Raw genomic sequence first — 17831 nt, 5'->3', positions numbered from 1 at the left:
AGGACCCCATGGACATCGACCGTGCCTCGACCGGCCGGGCTCTTCTGGAGCAGTTGCCCCCACCGCTGCCCGCCGACCTGATCATCTCACTCAACCAGCCCCGGGCCGACCTGCACACCACCCGCCTCTACGAGTGGAACGACTGGACGTTCGACGTCCCGCCCGGCGTCTTCATCCCCGGCTGGACCAGCCGCCTGATCCACGAGCGGCTGCTCGACGGCCGTATCGAAACCCGCGGACTGCGGTACGCCGCCATGGGCGTCGGCCTGGGCGTCGAGGCCGTCGCGGCGGGTGTCCGGGGCGCCCGGGAGATCCACGCGCTCGACGTCCACCCGGAGAGCGTGGCCGCCACCACCGGCCACTACCGGCGCCTGGTCGGCGAGCGCCCGGACACCACGTTCCTCCCCGCGGTGAGTGACGTCTTCGACGCTCTGGCCGACGACGTCCAGCTGGACGTCGTCACCTTCAACCCGCCCGCCGTCAGCCAGACCGTCAGCGACGACCCCGACGTCGTACGCAACGTGTGCGTGGGCGCCCCGCTGCTGGCGAAGTTCTTCGCCCAGGTCACGGAGAAGGACCTGCTGGCCCCCCGCGGCGAGATCCACGTCATCGCCTCCAACACCGCGGATCTGCGCGCCCTGGTCCAGCACGCCCTGGACCACGGGCTCAGTCCCCGGATCGACCACCTCCACGACTGGCAGGACGGCGTGCTGACCTTCCTCTTCCGCATCACCCACGACACGCCCCGCACCGGAGGACAGCGATGAGGAACACCGGGGAACTCCTGGCCGCCGTTCTGGCCGGCGAGCACGGCCCCCGCCCCGCCGACCTCGTCGCCACCAGTGTCTTCTGGGTGCACCACGGCACCCGGCTGGCGGGCGGGAACACCACCTACCTCAATCAGTACGTCCTCGTCCGCCTGGGCGACTCCTTCGGCGGCTGCGCCTTCGAGCCGGGCGAGGCCGACCCGTCCCTGTGCCGCGACGCCTCCGGCAGCCCCGTCGACACACTGCTGTGCGAGGCGCCGGGGCCGCTGCGGATCGCCGCGCTCGACGCCTACCTCGGCTCCGTCCGCCCGCACCGGGAGGCGAGGGAGGCCGAACCGGTCACCCTGCCGGCCGGGACACCCGAGACCCGGGCACTGGCCCGGGACGCGGCCGTCGCCGGGCTCCTCGACATCGACGCCGGGGCCAGGGTCGGTCTGATCGGAGTGGTCCACCCGCTCGTCGCGGCCATCCGCGAGCGCGGCGGTGAACCCCTGCTCTGCGACTTCAACCTGACCACCACCCAGTGGGGCGACCCGGTCACCGACGACATGCACGAGGTCCTCGACACCGCCGACGTCGTCGTGGCCACGGGCATGACACTCGGCAACGGGAGCTTCGACACCGTCCTGGCCCGCTGCGGCGAACGCGGCGTGCCGCTGGTGGTCTACGCCCAGACCGGCAGCGCCGTGGCGCGCGCCTTCCTCGGACGGGGCGTGACCGCCCTGGCCGCGGAGCCCTTCCCCTTCTCCCAGTTCAGCGCCGAACCCACCACCCTGTACCGCTACCGGGTGGCGGCCGGCGTATGACGGCCGCCACCCGCCGACCGGGGGCGCCCGCCCATGACACGGAGGGCACCGGACGCGCCGCCTGCCACCACGGCGAAATCCTCCAGGGCGTCTTCCCCGACCAGCGGCGTCGCCCCGTCCACGCACTGGTCACGCTGCCGATGCACGGACCGGGCAGCACCGCCCGTTTCACGCCCCGGCCGGGCACGTCGCCGGACGAGGTGACGGTGACGCCCGCCGGCCGGACCAAGGCACGGGCGGCGGCCGTCCTCGCGGCACGGGAGTGCGCCGCACGCCGCGGCACGGAGCCCTGCGGCGGGGAACTGGCCCTCACCGGGAACCTCCCCATCGGCCTCGGCATGGGATCCTCCACCAGCGACGTCATCGCCACCGTGCGGGCCGTCGCCGACTCCTGGGGCGTGCCGCTGTCCACGCGGACGATCGCCCGGATCGCGGTGCGCGCCGAAGGCGCCAGCGACCCCCTGATGCACGGTCCCCGCCCCCTGCTCTTCGCGCAGCGCGAGGGCCGTGTCCTCGAAGTGCTGGGCCCCGCGCTACCGCCCGCCGTGGTGGTCGGATGCGCGCTCGGCGGCGGCGCACCGGTCGACACCCTCGCCCTCCCCACCCTCCACCACGACGACGACCTCGCCGCCTACGCACACCTGCGCCGCATGCTCCGCAGGGCGGTGACCGACGCCGACCCCGCCCTGCTCGGCCGGGTCAGCACCGCCAGCGCCCGCCTGCGCCAACGCGTCCTGAGGCACCGGGAGTTCCCCTCCCTCACCGGCATCGCCGACAGCACGGGCGCCGTCGGTGTGCAGATCGCCCACAGCGGCAACGTCGCCGGCATCCTCTTCGACCCCCGCGCGCCCGGCCTGCGCCACACGCTGCGCCGGTGCACCCGTGCCCTGGAGCGCGAAGGCATCGCACCGACCCGGACCTTCACCACCTTTCCGTCCCCCATCAGTGAGGAGTTCCCGTGGACGACCACATCTCGGAAGCCATCGGCCGCCCGGACCTGATACGCCTCGACGACGGCCTCCTCTGCCTCCGCTTCGAGACCATGAAGGTCGTCTCCGCCCTGGCCGCCGTACGCCATCTGCTCGACACCGGAGCCGTACGACGCGGGGACACCCTTGTCGACAGCTCCAGCGGCATCTACGCCTACGCACTCGCCCTGGCCTGCCACCGCTACGGCATGCGCTGCCACATCGTCGGCTCCACCACCGTCGACCGGACCCTGCGCACCCAACTCGACGTACTCGGTGCTCACCTGGAGCAGATGCCGCCCAGCAGCAGCCTCAAGCTCGACCAGAACCGCCGTGTCGCCCGCGTCCGCCAGATCCTGCGGGAGCACCCGGACCACCACTGGATGCGCCAGTACCACGACGACATCCACTACCTCGGCTACGAAGCCGTCGCCGAACAGCTGCACGACCGGACCGGTGGCGACTCCCTCACCCTCGTCGGCGGCGTGGGCTCCGGGGCCTCCACCGGCGCCCTCACCCACTATCTGAGGAAACGCTCCGTCGATGTACGGCTCGTGGGCGTCCAGCCGTACGGAAGTGTCACCTTCGGCAGCGCGCACGTCGCCGACCCGGAGATCATCATCGCCGGGATCGGCAGCTCCATCCCCTTCGGCAACGTCCGCCACGACCTCTACGACACCCTGCACTGGCTCGCCTTCGACGCCGCCCTCGCCGGCAGCGTCGACCTGCTGCGCCGCCACGCCGTCTTCGCGGGCCTGTCCACCGGAGCCGCCTACCTCGCCGCCCAGTGGGAACGCCGCGAAGAGCCCCGTCGCACCGCCCTGTTCATCGCCGCCGACACCGGCCACCGCTACGCCGACACCGTATTCGCCCGCCACCGGGAGGCCGCCCGGATCGAGGACCTGGCCCCTCGGGCGGTGAGCGGCACGGACGAACTGTCCCTCCCCTGGTCCCGCATGAGCTGGGACGGGTCACCCGCGCCGGAAGGAGCACTCCTCACGGGAACGACCACCGCATGATGCTCCACGGGGCCTGCGGGTCGCAGCCCTGCCGATGCACAGTGAACAACGCCCTTGACCTGCACAAAGCAGGCAGGGAGCCGTCTTCCGGGAGTCCAAACATGCTGCGCACCATGTTCCAGTCCAAGATCTAGCGTTTGGGTGTTTCCGCAGGTCAGTTTCTGTAACGGTCAGGGGAAGCAGGTCGGGGAGGGCGGGGGCGACACGCAGGATGACATGATCGAGCGCTCGACACAGATCTATGCGGAGAAGAAGCGCACGGCGCCTTCTGTGGCGGAAGCGCGCCGGGAGGCGAGGCAGCAGACGGGCTGTGATTACGCGAAGCAGTGGCTGCCCCGTCAACGCCGGATGACTGCGGGACGCGTTTCGACCCGGACCGGGGCGTGGGGTTCCCCGCGTACGCGACCCCAACGGCCGTGGGCGAGATCAAGCGGCACTTCCGGGACAAGGGCTCGGCGGTGCGCGTGCCGCGCCGGCTCCCGGAGCTGCGGCTGGCCCTGACCAAGGCCACGGTGGAACTCTCGCAGACGCACGGTGGCTCGTTCACGGTCCACGAGCTCGCCGAGCGGCTGTCGATCTCGCAGGAGGAGGTCCTGGAGGGCCCGGAGCCAGCCAACGCGTACTCCACGCTGTCCCAGCCGAAGATCGCGCAGGAGCCGGCCTCTCACGGATGCACGTTTCCCGGTTGCTGGCTCGCACACTGGCGCGGCTGTGCGAGCGGCTTCTCATCGAGGGACAAGCACCCTGGAAGGGGCGGCCCGGGCCGGCGGGAGCAGGCCCCGCCGGCCCGCCGGCCTTGAGGAGGCAGCCGGGTGGGGTGGTTCAGTTCACGGTGAAGAAGTAGTCATAGGGCGCCAGCTGAAGGCCCGAGCGGGTCGTCGCGTAGACCGTGAGGTCATGCCAGCCATCCGTGGTCGGGGTCCACTCGATGCTCGCGTTGTGATCAGTGCCGGCCGGGACGGTCACCTCCGGGTCACCGTTGTTGAAGGTGTAGGTGTAGCTCACGACATCCTTCACCTTGGGCGTAAACGTGAAGGTGCCCGGCACGCCGACGCCACCGCCCGAGCCGTCTTCCGGGTAGGTGTCGGAGGAAACGGTGGGTGCGGTGTCGTAACTGACACCCCACCACGCCCCGTCGCTGATCCAGCCGTTGGCACTCTTGCTGGTCACCTGGAGGTTCTCGCCGTAGAGGCCGTCCAGCGTGAGCTCCACAGTTGCTGTGCCGTCCGATCGCGCAGTGATGTCGAAGGTCCTGTCGCTCTGACCGCCGATGGTCTTGACGGAGTAGCTCACGACGGGACTCTTCGCCTGCAGCTCCGGATCGGGACGGAGTGTGAATTCGGTCGGCTGACCGAACTCGGGTTCCGGGACCGCCGGTGAGATACTGGGCGCCGTGGACTTGACGTTGAAGTCGTACCGGGCGATCTCCGACCAGTTGTAGGCGCGATCCAGGCTGCGCACCCACAGCGTCATCGGACCGGAGCCGGCTGGCGGCACCAGACTGAGTGTGGCCGAACCGCCGAGCGTGTCAGCGCGCACGCGGTACTTTGTGTCGGTGTACGGGTCGACGGGCTGCGGAATGCCGTAATCACCGATGCTTGTGCCGATCACCGGTAGGACCGACTGCCAGGAGAACACAAAGCCCTCGACGTCGGTGGCGCCGTTCGCGTTCAGCGTGAACTCGACCGGCTCGCCGCCTTCGTTCCACGTCTCGGCAGCGTAGTTCGACGAGGTGATGGTCGGGGCATTCGTCGGCCTGCTGTTGTCGATGGTTACGTAGCACGGTGCCGACCAGTCCGAGACCGCGTTCCCGACCACTGTCTGCGCCTGCCACGCGTAGCTTTGCCCGTCGGTGAGCGCGCTGGCCGGCAGAGTGGCGGGAGCCTCGAATCCGGGAGTGGCGTATTCGCGGGTGACCGTGGTGATTTCCGAGGGATCGGCTACCGGCCAGACCTGGTACCGCACGCTGACGCGGGAGCCTTCCGTATTCTCCGTGACCCCGGGGATGCCTTCGACGACCAGGCCTTCGCGGGCCGACCGGTATGAAGGCCGGTCCGCGTCTGTCGCGCAGTGCCTGTACCCGTTGAACAGGTGAGTCGGTGGGGTGAGCGTCCCATCAACCGCATGAGCCGGGGTCGCGACGCCAGCGAGCGTCAGGCCAAGGGCGGCCCCTAAAGAGGTGAGAACCGTGCGTGGTCTCGCGCCAAGGAACATGGTCAAGTGATCCCTCCTTCTGAACGCCCGCAACGACACCCTGATGGGCACAGATGTGCGAGCGGCGAGGGGATCATACTGGTGCGTTACAGGTCAGCGCCTGGGAATTGACCGCCCGGGGGGGGTGACCGCCGAGCTGGCTGCCCGGATGGCGGTCCAGGGCGGCCAGTGTTCTGGAACCGGACGAAGTCCCGGCTGCCGGGTGTGTTGAACGACCTCCAGGTCGATGCGGAGGATGGTTCCGTGCTCGACGGAGTGCTTGACTGCCGGATCGTCGGACAAGTCAGCATCTGGTCAGCATGAGCCCCCGCACACCCCGAGACAGGTACTTGGCGGGCGATAGTGCGACAGCCTCATTTTCCGCGGAAGTGCAGGTGAGGAGCCTTCTTGCCCGAGTGGGATCGACGTTCCTGGGAATCTTCGAGTCCGAGGAGTGCCGGTGTACAGTGAACAACGCCCTTGACCTGCACAAAGCAGGCAGGGAGCCGTCTTCCGGGAGTCCAAACATGCTGCGCACCATGTTCAAGTCCAAGATCCACCGCGCCACCGTCACCCAGGCCGACCTGCACTACGTCGGTTCGGTGACCATCGACGCCGATCTGCTCGACGCCGCCGATCTGCTGCCCGGTGAGCTCGTGCACATCGTCGACATCACCAACGGGGTCCGGCTCGAGACGTACGTCATCGAGGGGGAGCGGGGGTCCGGTGTGATCGGGATCAACGGGGCCGCCGCCCATCTCGTGCACCCCGGTAATCTGGTGATCGTCATCAGTTACGCTCAGGTCACCGACGCCGAGGCGCGGGCGCTGGAACCCCGGGTGGTGCATGTGGACGCCGACAACCGCATCGTCGCCCTGGGTGCCGACCCGTCCGAGCCGGTGCCGGGGTCGGACCAGGAGCGCAGCCCGCAGGCCGTGAGCCCGGCCTGAGCTGCGCGGAGCGAGGCGACCGAGGCGGGAGTGTGAGGTGCCGTGACTGACATCGAGATCCGTGACGACCGGGCTGCGGGCCGGCTCGAAGCCGTGGCGGACGGTGAGGTCGTCGGGCGGATCGAGTACTTCGAGCTCGACGCCCCCGAGCGCGCGCTCGTGCCGGTGCACACCGTCGTGGAGCCCGACCACGAGGGCAAGGGCATCGCGGGCTCCCTCGCCCGGGAGCTGTACGGCCTCGCCGCCCGCGAGGACAGCGCCGTCGCCCCGCTCTGCCCGTACGTCGTCAAGTGGGCCGAACGCCATCCCGACCGGGCCCCCGCGGCCGCTCCGGAGCTGATCCGCGCGGCGAAGGAGTGGCTGGCGGCGCATCCCGGACGGTTCTGAGGGCGGGGAACGTCGTCTCGTGCTCGCGCTTCTGCACACCTCGCCGGTCCATGTGCCGGTCTTCGACGCCCTGCGCGACGAGGACCACCCCGGGCTCCGGCTGCAGCACGTCGTCGCCGGGGATCTGCTGGAACGCGCCCGTGCCGCCGGTCCCGCCGCCGTCGCCGCGGACGTACGGGCGCGGGTGCGGGAGGCCGTCAACGCCGGTGCGCGGGCCGTGCTGTGCACCTGCTCGACCATCGGCGGGGCCGCCGAGGCGGCCGGCGCCGAGACCGGCGTTCCCGTGCTGCGGGTCGACCGGCCGATGGCGGGCGCGGCCGTGGCCGCAGGGCCGCGTGTGGTCGTGCTCGCCGCGCTGGAGAGCACCCTGCGGCCGACCGTCGCCCTGATCGAGGAGGAGGCCGGCCGGGCCGGACTGCCCGTCGAGGTGCGGACCGTGCTGGTCGAGGGCGCCTGGGAGCGCTTCGAGGCGGGCGATCCGGAGGCGTACGTACGCCGGGTCGCCGACGCGGCCGACACGGTCACCGGCGCCGACGTGATCGTCCTCGCCCAGGCCTCCATGGCCCCGGCCGAACGGCTCACCACCACCTCGCTCCCCGTGCTGTCCAGTCCCCGGCCGGGACTGTCGGCGGCGGCGGGCCTCCTGTGACGGGACGAGGGGCGGCAGCCCGGCCGCTCCCGGCGGATGCGCCGCCCGGCCCCGCGGCGTCATGCGGGCGGGTGACTGGAGCCGTGGCCGCCGGGTAGGCGGGGGAGTAGTCCAGAGCCGACGTCGACCGACAGGCCGGAGGACACGCGCCATGACGAACCCGTACCCGGATCCCGTCCCGCCGGGCCCCACCCCCGGACCGGCCCCGGGCCCGGACCCCTCGCACCCCGAGCCCTTCCCCGACCCGGTGCCGTCCCCGGAACCGCCTCCCGGTCCGGGCCCCGCGCCCACACCTCCGCCGCCCGGGCCGGGGCCGGAACCGGCGCCCCCGGGGCCCGGCCCCCAGCCGCCCCCGCCGCACCCGGGCCCGCCCGAGCCGTCCCCGTCACCGATCCCGCCGGGCCCGGAACCGGTACCGAACCCGGAACCCGGCCCGCCACTGCGCTGACGGACGGCTGTGCGATGACGGGGGCTGCGGCAGGGGCTGTGACGGGGGTCCGTGGAGGTGCGACCGCGAAGCCGTCCGGGTCGCCGATCTCCGTACCCGTGCCGAACGCCGGGCCCGGCCGTCCGGCGCACGCCGCACGCCGCGGCAGGAGGGCGGTGGACGAACCTCGGGCCGTCCACCGCCCCGCGCGGTGTTACGCCGTCAGCTCCGACCGGTCCCCGCCCCACAGCGTGTGGAACGAGCCGTCGCGGTCCGTGCGCCGGTAGGTGTGCGCGCCGAAGTAGTCGCGCTGGCCCTGGGTGAGCGCGGCCGGCAGGCGCTCCGCGCGCAGGGCGTCGTAGTAGGCGAGGGCGGCGGCGAAACCGGGCGTCGGCACGCCCTGACGGGTCGCCGCGATCAGGACCTCGCGCCAGTCGTCCTGCGCGTCGGCGATCTCCTGTGCGAACGTCTCGTCGGACAGCAGGCTCGGCAGGTCGGCGCGGGCGTCGTAGGCGGCGCGGATGCGGTCCAGGAAGGCCGCCCGGATGATGCAGCCGCCGCGCCAGATCGCGGAGACCGCGCCGAGGTCGATGTCCCAGCCGTACTCCTGGCTGCCCGCGGCGACCTCGTGGAAGCCCTGGGTGTACGACACGATCTTCGACGCGTACAGCGCCTGCTCCACCCGGTCCGCGAACGCCGCCGCCTCCGACTCGCTCATCGGCGTGGCCTTCGGGCCGGCCAGCCCGCGCGAGGCCTCACGCAGCGCCGCGTGGCCGGACAGGGAGCGCGCGAACACCGCCTCGGCGATGCCGGACACCGGCACGCCCAGGTCGAGCGCGATCTGCACGGTCCAGCGGCCGGTGCCCTTCTGCTCCGCCTGGTCCACGACCACGTCCACGAACGGCTTCCCCGTCGTCGCGTCCACGTGCGACAGCACCTCGGCCGTGATCTCGATCAGGTAGGAGTCCAGCCGGCCGGTGTTCCAGGTCCGGAAGATCTCCGCGATCTGCGCGGGGGAGTACCCGGCGACATCGCGCAGCAGCTGGTACGCCTCACCGATCAGCTGCATGTCGGCGTACTCGATGCCGTTGTGCACCATCTTCACGAAGTGCCCGGCGCCGTCCGGGCCCACGTGCGTCACACACGGGGCGCCGTCGGCGGCCTTGGCGGAGATCTTCTCCAGCATCGGGCCCAGCGAGTCGTACGACTCCCTCGGGCCGCCCGGCATGATGCTCGGCCCGTTCAGCGCCCCCTCCTCGCCGCCGGAGACGCCCATGCCGACGAAGTGGATGCCCTGCTCGCGCAGCGCCTTCTCCCGGCGGCGGGTGTCGGCGAAGTGCGCGTTGCCCCCGTCGATGATCATGTCGCCGGGCTCCAGCAGCGGTGCGAACTCCTCGATCACCGCGTCCGTCGGCTCACCTGCCTTCACCATCACGACCAGCCGCCGCGGCCGCTCCAGCGCCGCCACGAACTCCTTGGCCGTCTCGGCCGCCACGAAGCTGCCCTCGCTCCCGAACTCCTCCACCAGCGCATGGGTGCGCGCCGCCGTCCGGTTGTGCACGGCGACCGTGTAGCCGTTGCGGGCGAAGTTGCGCGCGAGGTTGCGGCCCATGACCGCGAGTCCCGTGACGCCGATCTGCGCTGAACTGCTCATTGGGTGGCTCCTAGTGACCTCGGTATCGGTACTGCCGGTGCGCCGGCGCTGCCGGACGATGTCCGCCAGTCCTGCCGCCGACCATCCTGACGTGCCGCCTTTGCGCGCGCACGCGCGGTTCAGCAGTCGAGATTGCTCAGGCACATACGCGCGGACGCCCCTCACCCACTCAGCGGGCGCACGCACAGGCGTGCCCCCGCGGCCGGGGGCATCCGCCCGCGCACGCTCCGCACAGGGCGCCAACGGGGGCGCAACGGGCGAAAAGTACCGGCCACTTGGCGCATCCGTGCGGCCGATAGGCGCCTTGTCACGGCCAGTTCGCAGCGCTTACTTTTGCCCCTCCTGACGCATTGTCGAGGGGGATTCCATGGCCGTGCGCGGCCGGCACCGCCGGTATCAGCCGAACAGGATCAACCGGGCCTCGCTCACCGTCACCGCCGGCGGTGCCGGGATGGCGCTCCCGCTCATGGGCACCGGCGCCGCCCAGGCCGCCGACGTGGAGACCTGGGACAAGGTCGCCGCCTGCGAGTCCACCAGCAACTGGGACATCAACACGGGCAACGGGTACTACGGCGGGCTCCAGTTCAGCCAGTCCACCTGGGAGGAGTTCGGCGGGACCCGGTACGCGCCGCGTGCGGATCTGGCCACCAAGGACCAGCAGATCGCCATCGCCGAGAAGGTCCTCGACGGACAGGGGCCCGGCGCCTGGCCGGTCTGCTCGGTACGGGCCGGACTGACCCGGGGCGGCGACACCCCCGACATCCGGCCGGCCGCCGCCCAGAAGACCGGCGGCGAGACGAGCGGTGACAAGAAGACGGGCGGCAGGACGGGTGCACAGAACCGGCCCTCCGTCGAGGACGTCAAACCGCACACCACACCGCAGTCCCGCGCGGGCCGCGCCGAGATGTACACCGTGGTCCGCGGCGACACCCTCTCCGGCATCGCGGAGGGCGAGCGGCTGCGCGGCGGCTGGCGGGGGCTGTACGACGCCAACCGCTCGACCATCGGCGCCGACCCCGACCTGATCGTGCCCGGCCAGCGCCTCTCCCTGCCCGACGGGACGGCCAAGGCGCCCGCGGCACCGGAGAAGAGGAAACAGGCCGCACCGGCCGGGAAGCAGCCGGACAAGAAGCCGGCAAACAAGACAGAGAAGAAGCCGGCCAAGAAGCGCACCGAGGACCGCGCCGACCGCTCCGCCCAGACCGGCGCCGAACGGGTCGCGCCCGTCAGCGCCGCCCTCGGCACGCCGTACCACAAGGCGGGGTCCGCCTGGTCGAAGGGCTATCACACCGGCGTGGACTTCCCCGTCCCCACCGGTACGTCCGTGAAGTCGGTCGGGGCCGGCACGGTCGTCAGCGCCGGCTGGGAGGGGTCGTTCGGCTACCAGGTCGTGGTCCGGCACACCGACGGACGCTTCAGCCAGTACGCGCACCTGTCGGCGATCTCCGTGAAGAACGGCCAGTCCGTCACCGCGGGCCAGCGCATCGGACGTTCCGGCTCGACCGGAAACAGCTCGGGCCCGCATCTGCACTTCGAGGTGCGGACGGGGCCCGGTTTCGGATCGGACATCGACCCGGTCGCCTACCTGCGGGCGGGCGGCGTCAGGATGTGACACGCGCCCGGTGCCGGTCCACGACCGGCACCGGCACGTACGGCCCGCCGTAGAAGGGCGCGTACGGCACCAGCGGCACCAGGGCACGCTCCGCGTCGTCGTCCGGCCGCCCGTCCGCCGGGGCGGGCGCGGGCAGGGCCGGAAGGCGTACGTCCTCGGGGAGCGTGAGCTCGGCGAGCAGCAGCTCGGCGGGGTCCGCCGCACGCCGGTCGGCGGGCTGCGCCGCGTCCCGGGCCGCGGGTACCGGCACCGACCCGGAGCGCACGGCGTCCACGGCCGTAGCGCCGGAGCGCACCGCGTCGGCCGCCTCCTGCTGCTCGCGCGCCAGCCGCTCCGTCGTGAGCAGGATCAGTCCGCCCGCCGCCACCACGCCGCAGCTCAGCGCGAGCGCCGTGCCCGTCGTGCCGTAGCGGAACGTCTCGCCGAACATCGTGATGCCGACCGCGGCCGCCACCACCGGGTTCACCACCGTCAGCGTGGCCAGCGGGGCCGCGAGCCCCGCGCCCCGGTACGAGGCCTGGGACAGCAGCATGCCGGCGGTGGCCAGGACGCCGATCACTGCGAGGGACGGCACGTTCGCCGCCGAGACGCCGCCGGTCCAGTCGACCGCGACCGTCTTGGTGAAGACGGAGGACATACCGAACGCGACACCGGACGCGGTGGCCAGCAGGATGCTGCGGACCGCGGGATGCCGGTGCACGGCCCGGGCCGCGGCCATCAGCGCCACGATCGCCCCGGCCGTCCCCAGCGCCGCCGCCACCCGCTGCGCGCTGTCCAGCGACTGCGCGTCGGCCGACCCGACCAGCGAGAGCAGACCCGCGAGGCCCGCCGTCGCCATGACGGCGCCCCGCCACGCCGTCGCCCCCGCCCTGCGGCCCACGAACAGCGCGGCCATGGGCAGCGCGAACACGATGGTCAGCGCGCCCAGCGGCTGCACGAGGCTCAGCGGGCCGTAGGCGAGCGCGACCACGTGGAGCAGTCCGCCGAGGCCGTTGAGTCCGACCGCCGCCCACCAGCCCGGCCGGCGCAGCGGTGCGTACTGCTGTGCGCCGGGTGAGGACACCGCGACCTGCTCCTGCACGATCGCTCCACCGGCGTACGCCACGGCAGAGACGAACGACAGCAGCACGGACAACGCGAGGGCGCTCATGGGCTGCTCCTCTGCGTGAGGCCCGGGCGGTGGGCCCGGCGCGGCGAACGGTCGGCTTCCATGACCAACACGATGCCGTGTCGGACTGTTCCCGTCGTCGTCCCTGAGCACCCAATGAGTCCTACTGCCGATGGAGTACGAGGACACCGCCGTCATCCCCTGGGTGGGTGCCCCACGGACGGAGGCCCCCTGGCGGGCACCGCCGGGGGACTTGGTACTACTGCACCTCGTGGACCTCGACCCCCGCCTCACCGCCCTCCACCGGCTCGGTGGCTTCTTCGTACTGCGCACGGCAGGAGCGCCCGGCCGGCCCCTGCCCACCCTCGCCCAGGCATACGGCCCCGGACGCCCGGACGTTCAGGACGACGCCCTCGCCGCGCGGGTGCGCGGGGTCGCCGGCGCGCTGCGCACTCCCGAGGAGCGGGTCGCCGCCTCCGTGGCCCAGCAGGGGCTCGCCGCGCGCCTGTGGTCCGTGGCCCTCGGCTCCGCCGCCCTGTACGGCGCCGTCCCCGACCTCGCCCCGCACCTCATCGGCTGGGACCCCGGAGCCGGCGCCCCCGACGACCTGTGGCTGACCGAGGTGCGGCCGCTGCCCGGCGACGCGGAAACGCTCGCGGACCTGGTACTGCGCGGCCACCTCGAACCGCTCGCCGCCGCCCTGCGCTCCCGCCACCGCCTCGCACCCGGCCTGCTGCGCGGCAACGCCGCCTCCGCGCTCGCGGGCGCCGCCCGCGAACTGGACCGCTGGGGGCGCGGCCACGGCCGTACGGACGTCGCCGCCCGGGCCGGCTCCCTGGCCCGGGAACTCCTCACGGACCCGTCGCTCGCCGGGACCGGAACCCTCGCCGGTACCGGCTTCCGGCGGCGCAGCTGCTGTCTGTACTACCGGGTGCCCGGCGGGGGCGTCTGCGGCGACTGTTGCTTCGTACGGCCGCCCCGCTCTTCCCCACGCGCCCCATCCGGGTGACCATGAGAACAACGTCCGCGCAGACAGGGGGTTCACGGGTGCGAGTGGGACTGCTGACCCGGGAATACCCCCCGGACGTCTACGGCGGCGCGGGAGTCCATGTGGAGTTCCTCGCCCGGGAGCTGCGACCCCTCGTCGACCTGGAGGTGCACTGCTGGGGCGAGGGCCGCACCGACGGCGTCCTGCGCCACCGGCCCTGGTCCGCGCTCGACGGCGCCAACGACGCGCTGCGCACCTTCTCCGTGGACCTCGCCATGGCCGCCGCCCTGGAGGGCCGCGAACTCGTCCACTCCCACACCTGGTACGCCTGCCTCGGCGGCCACCTCGCCAAGCTGCTGCACGGCGTCCCGCACGTGGTGACCGCCCACTCACTGGAGCCCCTGCGCCCCTGGAAGGCCGAGCAGCTCGGCGGCGGTTACGCCCTGTCGAGCTGGGCCGAGCGCACCGCGGTCGAGGCCGCCGACGCGGTGATCGCCGTCTCCGGTGCCATGCGCGAGGACATCCTCGGCTGCTACCCGGCCCTCGACCCCGCCCGGGTGCACGTCGTGCACAACGGCATCGACACGAGCCTGTACCGCCCCGACCCCACCGCCGACGCCCTGGACCGGATCGGCCTGGACCGCTCCCGTCCCTACGTGCTGTTCGTCGGCCGGATCACCCGGCAGAAGGGTGTTCCCCAGCTGCTGCGCGCGGTGCGCGGCATCGATCCGGCCGCGCAGGTCGTGCTCTGCGCGGGCGCTCCGGACACGCCGGAGATCGACCGCGAGTTCCGCGAGCTGTACGAGGAGCTGAGCCGGGTCCGCGAGGGGGTGCACTGGATTCCGCAGATGCTGCCCCGCCCGGAGGTGATCCAGCTGCTCACCCATGCCGCCGTGTTCGTGTGCCCGTCGGTGTACGAGCCGCTCGGCATCGTCAACCTGGAGGCCATGGCGTGCGGCACCGCGGTGGTCGCCTCCCGCGTCGGCGGGATCCCGGAGGTCGTGGCGGACGGCTCCACGGGGGTACTCGTGGACGCGGACGACGACTTCGAGGCGGGCCTCGCGCGCGCACTCGACTCGGTGCTCGGCGACCCGGCCACGGCACGGCGCATGGGCGAGGCGGGACGGGAACGCGCGGTCGCGGAGTTCGGCTGGGACGCCGTGGCCCGGCGCACCGCCGGTCTCTACGAGGAGGTCCTCGAACAGGCTTAGTCCCGCCCGGCCGGGGCAGCCTTGGGAAAATTCGGCGTGAGGGGAGCGGCCATGCGTCGTGGAGGTCCTTCGGTCCTGGGAATCGTGCTGGCGGGCGGCGAGGGCAAGCGCCTGATGCCCCTCACGGCGGACCGCGCCAAACCGGCGGTCACCTTCGGCGGCACCTACCGGCTGGTCGACTTCGTGCTGTCGAACCTGGTCAACGGTGACATCCTGCGCGTCTGCGTGCTCACGCAGTACAAGTCGCACTCCCTGGACCGGCACATCACCACCACCTGGCGGATGTCGAGCCTGCTCGGCAACTACGTCACCCCGGTCCCCGCCCAGCAGCGCCTCGGCCCGCGCTGGTACCTCGGCAGCGCCGACGCCATCCTCCAGTCGCTGAACCTGGTCCACGACGAGCAGCCGGAGTACGTGGCCGTGTTCGGCGCCGACCACGTGTACCGCATGGACCCGCGCCAGATGCTCGCCCAGCACATCGAGAGCGGCGCCGGGGTCACGGTCGCCGGCATCCGGGTGCCCCGCTCGGAGTCCTCCGCCTTCGGCGTGATCACCCCGGGCTCGGACGGCCGGACCGTGGACCGCTTCCTGGAGAAGCCCTCCGACCCTCCCGGCCTCGCCGACGACCCCGAGTGCGTGTTCGCCTCCATGGGCAACTACCTCTTCACCACCAAGGCGCTCGTCGAGGCCCTCCACCGCGACGCCGAGGACGAGAACTCGGTGCACGACATGGGCGGTTCGATCCTTCCCCAGCTCACCGAGCGGGGCGAGGCCCACCTGTACGACTTCAGCTCCAACCACGTACCCGGCGAGACCAGCCGCGACCAGGGCTACTGGCGGGACGTGGGCACACTGGACGCCTACTACGAGGCGCACATGGACCTGATCGCGGAGCGGCCCGCCTTCAACCTCTACAACCGGCAGTGGCCCATCTACACGCACTCCGGCCAGCTCTCGCCGGCCCGTTTCAACGCGGGCGGCATGGCGAGCGAGTCGATCATCAGCGCCGGCTGCCTGATCCGGGGCCAGGTCACGCGGTCCGTTCTGTCACCGGGCGTGGTGATCGACCCGGGCGCGGTGGTGCAGGGATCGGTGCTGCACGACAACGTGCACGTGGGGAGGGGCGCGGTGGTGCGGGGGGCGGTGCTCGACAAGAACGTCGAGGTGCCGCCGGGCGCGACGATCGGCGTCAACCCGGAGCGGGACGCGGAGCTGTACACGGTGTCCAAGGGCGGCGTGATCGCGCTCGGCAAGGGACAGCGGGTGCCGTAGTGCCGTAGGCCCCGGCCGGCCGAAGGAGGATCCGGGCGGTGCGGGGTCCCCGGGCGGGCCGCGCCCGTCCGGGTGGCATCCGTCACCCCGGGAGGCGCCGGTCACCCTCGTCCGCCCCCGTGTCCCTCCCGTTCCGCCCGTTCCGGCGCACTCGCGGGGCGGGCGGAGAGGTCACATGATGTTAACCATGTGTAGCGAGATCGTACTTGACCGTAATCGGCCGGGAGCGATTGACTGCTGATCCGTTCCCGTCGTCGACGCGAGGCCCCGCCCATGACCGCAGACCCGCTCGCCCCTCTCGACCTGGCGTTCTGGAACATCGAGTCCGCCGGTCACCCGATGCACCTCGCGGCGCTCGGGGTCTTCTCCGCCGGCTCGCCCTCCGCGGCGGCCCACGCGGCGGATCTGCTGGCCTCCCGGGCCGCCGCCGTGCCCGGGCTGCGGATGCGCATCCGGGACACGTGGCAGCCGCTCGGCCCGCGGCCGGCACGGTCCGCGCCGCCGGACATGCCGCCGGACACGCCGCCGGACACGCCGCCGGACACGCCGCCGGACACGCCGCCGGGCCCCGGCGAACGGGCCGGCGCCGGGCCCCGGCAGCAGCTCACCGCCCTGCTGCGGCAGCCGCTCGCCGCGGCGGTGCGCCGCTCGCTCGCCTTCGGCGGCGCCTCCCGCGAACCCGACCCCGGATTCGACCCCCTCGACCACGTCCGGCTGCACCCGCCGTCCGACGGCTTCCACACCGCCGCCGGAGGGCTCATGGGCCGCCCGCTGGAGCGCACCCGGCCGCCCTGGGAGGCCCATGTGCTGCCGGGGGCGGACGGCAGGTCCTTCGCCGTCCTGTTCAAGTTCCACCACGCCCTCGCCGACGGGCTGCGCGCCCTCACCCTGGCCGCCGCGCTGATGGACCCGATGGACCTGCCCACACCCCGGCCCCGCCCCACCGACCCCCCGCGCGGACTGCTCCCCGGCGTGCGCGAGGTGCCCGGCCTGGTCCGCGACGCCCTGTCCGACGCGGGCCGGGCCCTGGACATCGGCGCCGCCGTCGCCCGCTCCACCCTCGACATGCGCTCCTCGCCCGCGCTGGCCTGCGCGCCCAGCGGCACCCGCCGCACCGCCGGCGCGGTGATCGACCTCGACGACGTGCACCGCATCCGCAAGAGCGCGGGCGGCACCGTCAACGACGTCACGATCGCGGTCGTCGCCGGCGCGCTGCGCCGCTGGCTCGACGAGCGCGGGGACGGCAGCGAGGGCGTCGCCCCGCGCGCCCTCATCCCCGTCTCCCGGCGCCGGCCGCGCACCGCCCACCCGCAGGGCAACCGGCTCTCCGGATACCTGGTGCGGCTCCCCGTGGACGAGCGGGACCCGCTCGCCCGGCTCACCCAGGTGCGTACCGCCATGGACCGCAACAAGGACGCCGGACCGCACCGGGGCGCGGGCGCCGTCGCCCTGCTCGCCGAGCACGTGCCGCCGCTCGGCCACCGGCTCGGCGGGCCGCTGCTGGGCCAGGCGGCCCGGCTCTGGTTCGACGTCCTGGTCACCAGCGTGCCGCTGCCCGGGTTCGGCCTGCGGCTCGGCGGCGACGCGCTCGGCGCCGTCTTCCCGCTCGCGCCGCTGGCCCCCGGCCACTCCCTCGCCGTCGCGGTCTCCACCTACCGGGGGCGCGTCCACTACGGCCTGGTCGCCGACGGCGCGGCCGTCCCGGACCTCGACCGCCTGGCCCACGCGCTGACCGAGGAGGTGGCGGCGCTGACCGCCGTCTGCGATCACTGAGGAACGGATTTGCCGCCCCCGCCGGGGGCTGAAGTAAAATCCGCCGT

Annotated in this window: 15 protein-coding genes and 1 pseudogene; 13 read left to right on the top strand and 3 right to left on the bottom strand. The window is 72.7% G+C overall.

Annotation, left to right across the window (positions count from 1 at the left end):
• Window positions 1-8: 8 nt before the first annotated feature.
• The 5 genes and pseudogenes from ACZ434_RS13310 to ACZ434_RS13290 form a co-directional block, all read left to right on the top strand.
• Entirely contained in the window at window positions 9-767 is a 759-nt protein-coding gene (locus tag ACZ434_RS13310; protein ID WP_468454992.1) for a class I SAM-dependent methyltransferase, read from the top strand.
• Window positions 764-1573 carry a Rossmann-like domain-containing protein gene (locus ACZ434_RS13305; RefSeq protein WP_468454990.1) on the top strand — a complete coding sequence of 270 codons (810 nt, stop codon included), beginning with the start codon at window positions 764-766 and terminating at the stop codon, window positions 1571-1573. The genes ACZ434_RS13310 and ACZ434_RS13305 overlap by 4 nt, the downstream gene beginning before the upstream one ends.
• On the top strand, window positions 1570-2574 hold the full coding sequence (locus ACZ434_RS13300) for a GHMP family kinase ATP-binding protein (RefSeq protein WP_468454988.1): 1005 nt from the start codon (window positions 1570-1572) through the stop codon (window positions 2572-2574). The genes ACZ434_RS13305 and ACZ434_RS13300 overlap by 4 nt, the downstream gene beginning before the upstream one ends.
• Window positions 2532-3560: a pyridoxal-phosphate dependent enzyme gene (locus ACZ434_RS13295; protein WP_468454986.1), complete on the top strand. Its 1029-nt coding sequence runs from the start codon at window positions 2532-2534 to the stop codon at window positions 3558-3560. The genes ACZ434_RS13300 and ACZ434_RS13295 overlap by 43 nt, the downstream gene beginning before the upstream one ends.
• Window positions 3561-3922: 362 nt before the next feature.
• Window positions 3923-4293 (top strand): annotated as a pseudogene (locus ACZ434_RS13290) (sigma-70 domain-containing protein); the annotation flags it as partial.
• 89 nt (window positions 4294-4382) lie between these two features.
• On the opposite strand, the gene ACZ434_RS13285 reads toward ACZ434_RS13290, so the two are convergent.
• Entirely contained in the window at window positions 4383-5774 is a 1392-nt protein-coding gene (locus tag ACZ434_RS13285) for a hypothetical protein (protein WP_468455309.1), read from the bottom strand.
• A 506-nt stretch (window positions 5775-6280) separates the two neighbouring features.
• Here ACZ434_RS13285 and panD point away from each other — a divergent pair.
• From panD to ACZ434_RS13270, 3 genes are read left to right on the top strand one after another with little or no spacing between them, the layout of a single operon-like run.
• Complete coding sequence (panD, locus tag ACZ434_RS13280) at window positions 6281-6703, top strand: aspartate 1-decarboxylase (protein WP_468454984.1); 423 nt, start codon at window positions 6281-6283, stop codon at window positions 6701-6703.
• Between the two features lie 42 nt (window positions 6704-6745).
• Complete coding sequence (locus ACZ434_RS13275; protein ID WP_468454982.1) at window positions 6746-7090, top strand: GNAT family N-acetyltransferase; 345 nt, start codon at window positions 6746-6748, stop codon at window positions 7088-7090.
• Window positions 7091-7109: 19 nt separating this feature from the next.
• Complete coding sequence (locus tag ACZ434_RS13270) at window positions 7110-7739, top strand: aspartate/glutamate racemase family protein (protein ID WP_468454980.1); 630 nt, start codon at window positions 7110-7112, stop codon at window positions 7737-7739.
• A gap of 641 nt (window positions 7740-8380) precedes the next feature.
• On the opposite strand, the gene gndA is transcribed toward ACZ434_RS13270, so the two are convergent.
• The gene (gene gndA, locus ACZ434_RS13265; protein ID WP_468454978.1) at window positions 8381-9820 is read right to left on the bottom strand and encodes an NADP-dependent phosphogluconate dehydrogenase; all 1440 of its coding nucleotides are present in this window, start codon (window positions 9818-9820) and stop codon (window positions 8381-8383) included.
• A 367-nt stretch (window positions 9821-10187) separates the two neighbouring features.
• Here gndA and ACZ434_RS13260 point away from each other — a divergent pair, with 367 nt between their 5' ends.
• Complete coding sequence (locus ACZ434_RS13260; protein WP_468454976.1) at window positions 10188-11432, top strand: transglycosylase family protein; 1245 nt, start codon at window positions 10188-10190, stop codon at window positions 11430-11432.
• On the opposite strand, the gene ACZ434_RS13255 is transcribed toward ACZ434_RS13260, so the two are convergent.
• Window positions 11422-12582: a DMT family transporter gene (locus tag ACZ434_RS13255; protein ID WP_468454974.1), complete on the bottom strand. Its 1161-nt coding sequence runs from the start codon at window positions 12580-12582 to the stop codon at window positions 11422-11424. The two genes, ACZ434_RS13260 and ACZ434_RS13255, sit on opposite strands and share 11 nt — an antisense overlap.
• Window positions 12583-12811: 229 nt before the next feature.
• Here ACZ434_RS13255 and ACZ434_RS13250 point away from each other — a divergent pair, with 229 nt between their 5' ends.
• From ACZ434_RS13250 to ACZ434_RS13235, 4 genes are all read left to right on the top strand, one after another.
• Window positions 12812-13549, top strand: a complete 738-nt coding sequence (locus ACZ434_RS13250) for a (2Fe-2S)-binding protein (RefSeq protein WP_468455307.1) — start codon at window positions 12812-12814, stop codon at window positions 13547-13549.
• A gap of 38 nt (window positions 13550-13587) precedes the next feature.
• The gene (glgA, locus tag ACZ434_RS13245; protein ID WP_468454972.1) at window positions 13588-14739 is read left to right on the top strand and encodes a glycogen synthase; all 1152 of its coding nucleotides are present in this window, start codon (window positions 13588-13590) and stop codon (window positions 14737-14739) included.
• A gap of 51 nt (window positions 14740-14790) precedes the next feature.
• The gene (gene glgC, locus ACZ434_RS13240; protein WP_468454970.1) at window positions 14791-16011 is read left to right on the top strand and encodes a glucose-1-phosphate adenylyltransferase; all 1221 of its coding nucleotides are present in this window, start codon (window positions 14791-14793) and stop codon (window positions 16009-16011) included.
• A gap of 273 nt (window positions 16012-16284) precedes the next feature.
• Window positions 16285-17784 carry a wax ester/triacylglycerol synthase family O-acyltransferase gene (locus tag ACZ434_RS13235; RefSeq protein WP_468454968.1) on the top strand — a complete coding sequence of 500 codons (1500 nt, stop codon included), beginning with the start codon at window positions 16285-16287 and terminating at the stop codon, window positions 17782-17784.
• Window positions 17785-17831: the final 47 nt, after the last annotated feature.

Source organism: Streptomyces sp. NPDC030893 (assembly GCF_055571535.1).
The sequence above is the reverse complement of the archived record's forward strand: the minus strand, read 5'-3'. Positions and strand labels throughout refer to the sequence as shown.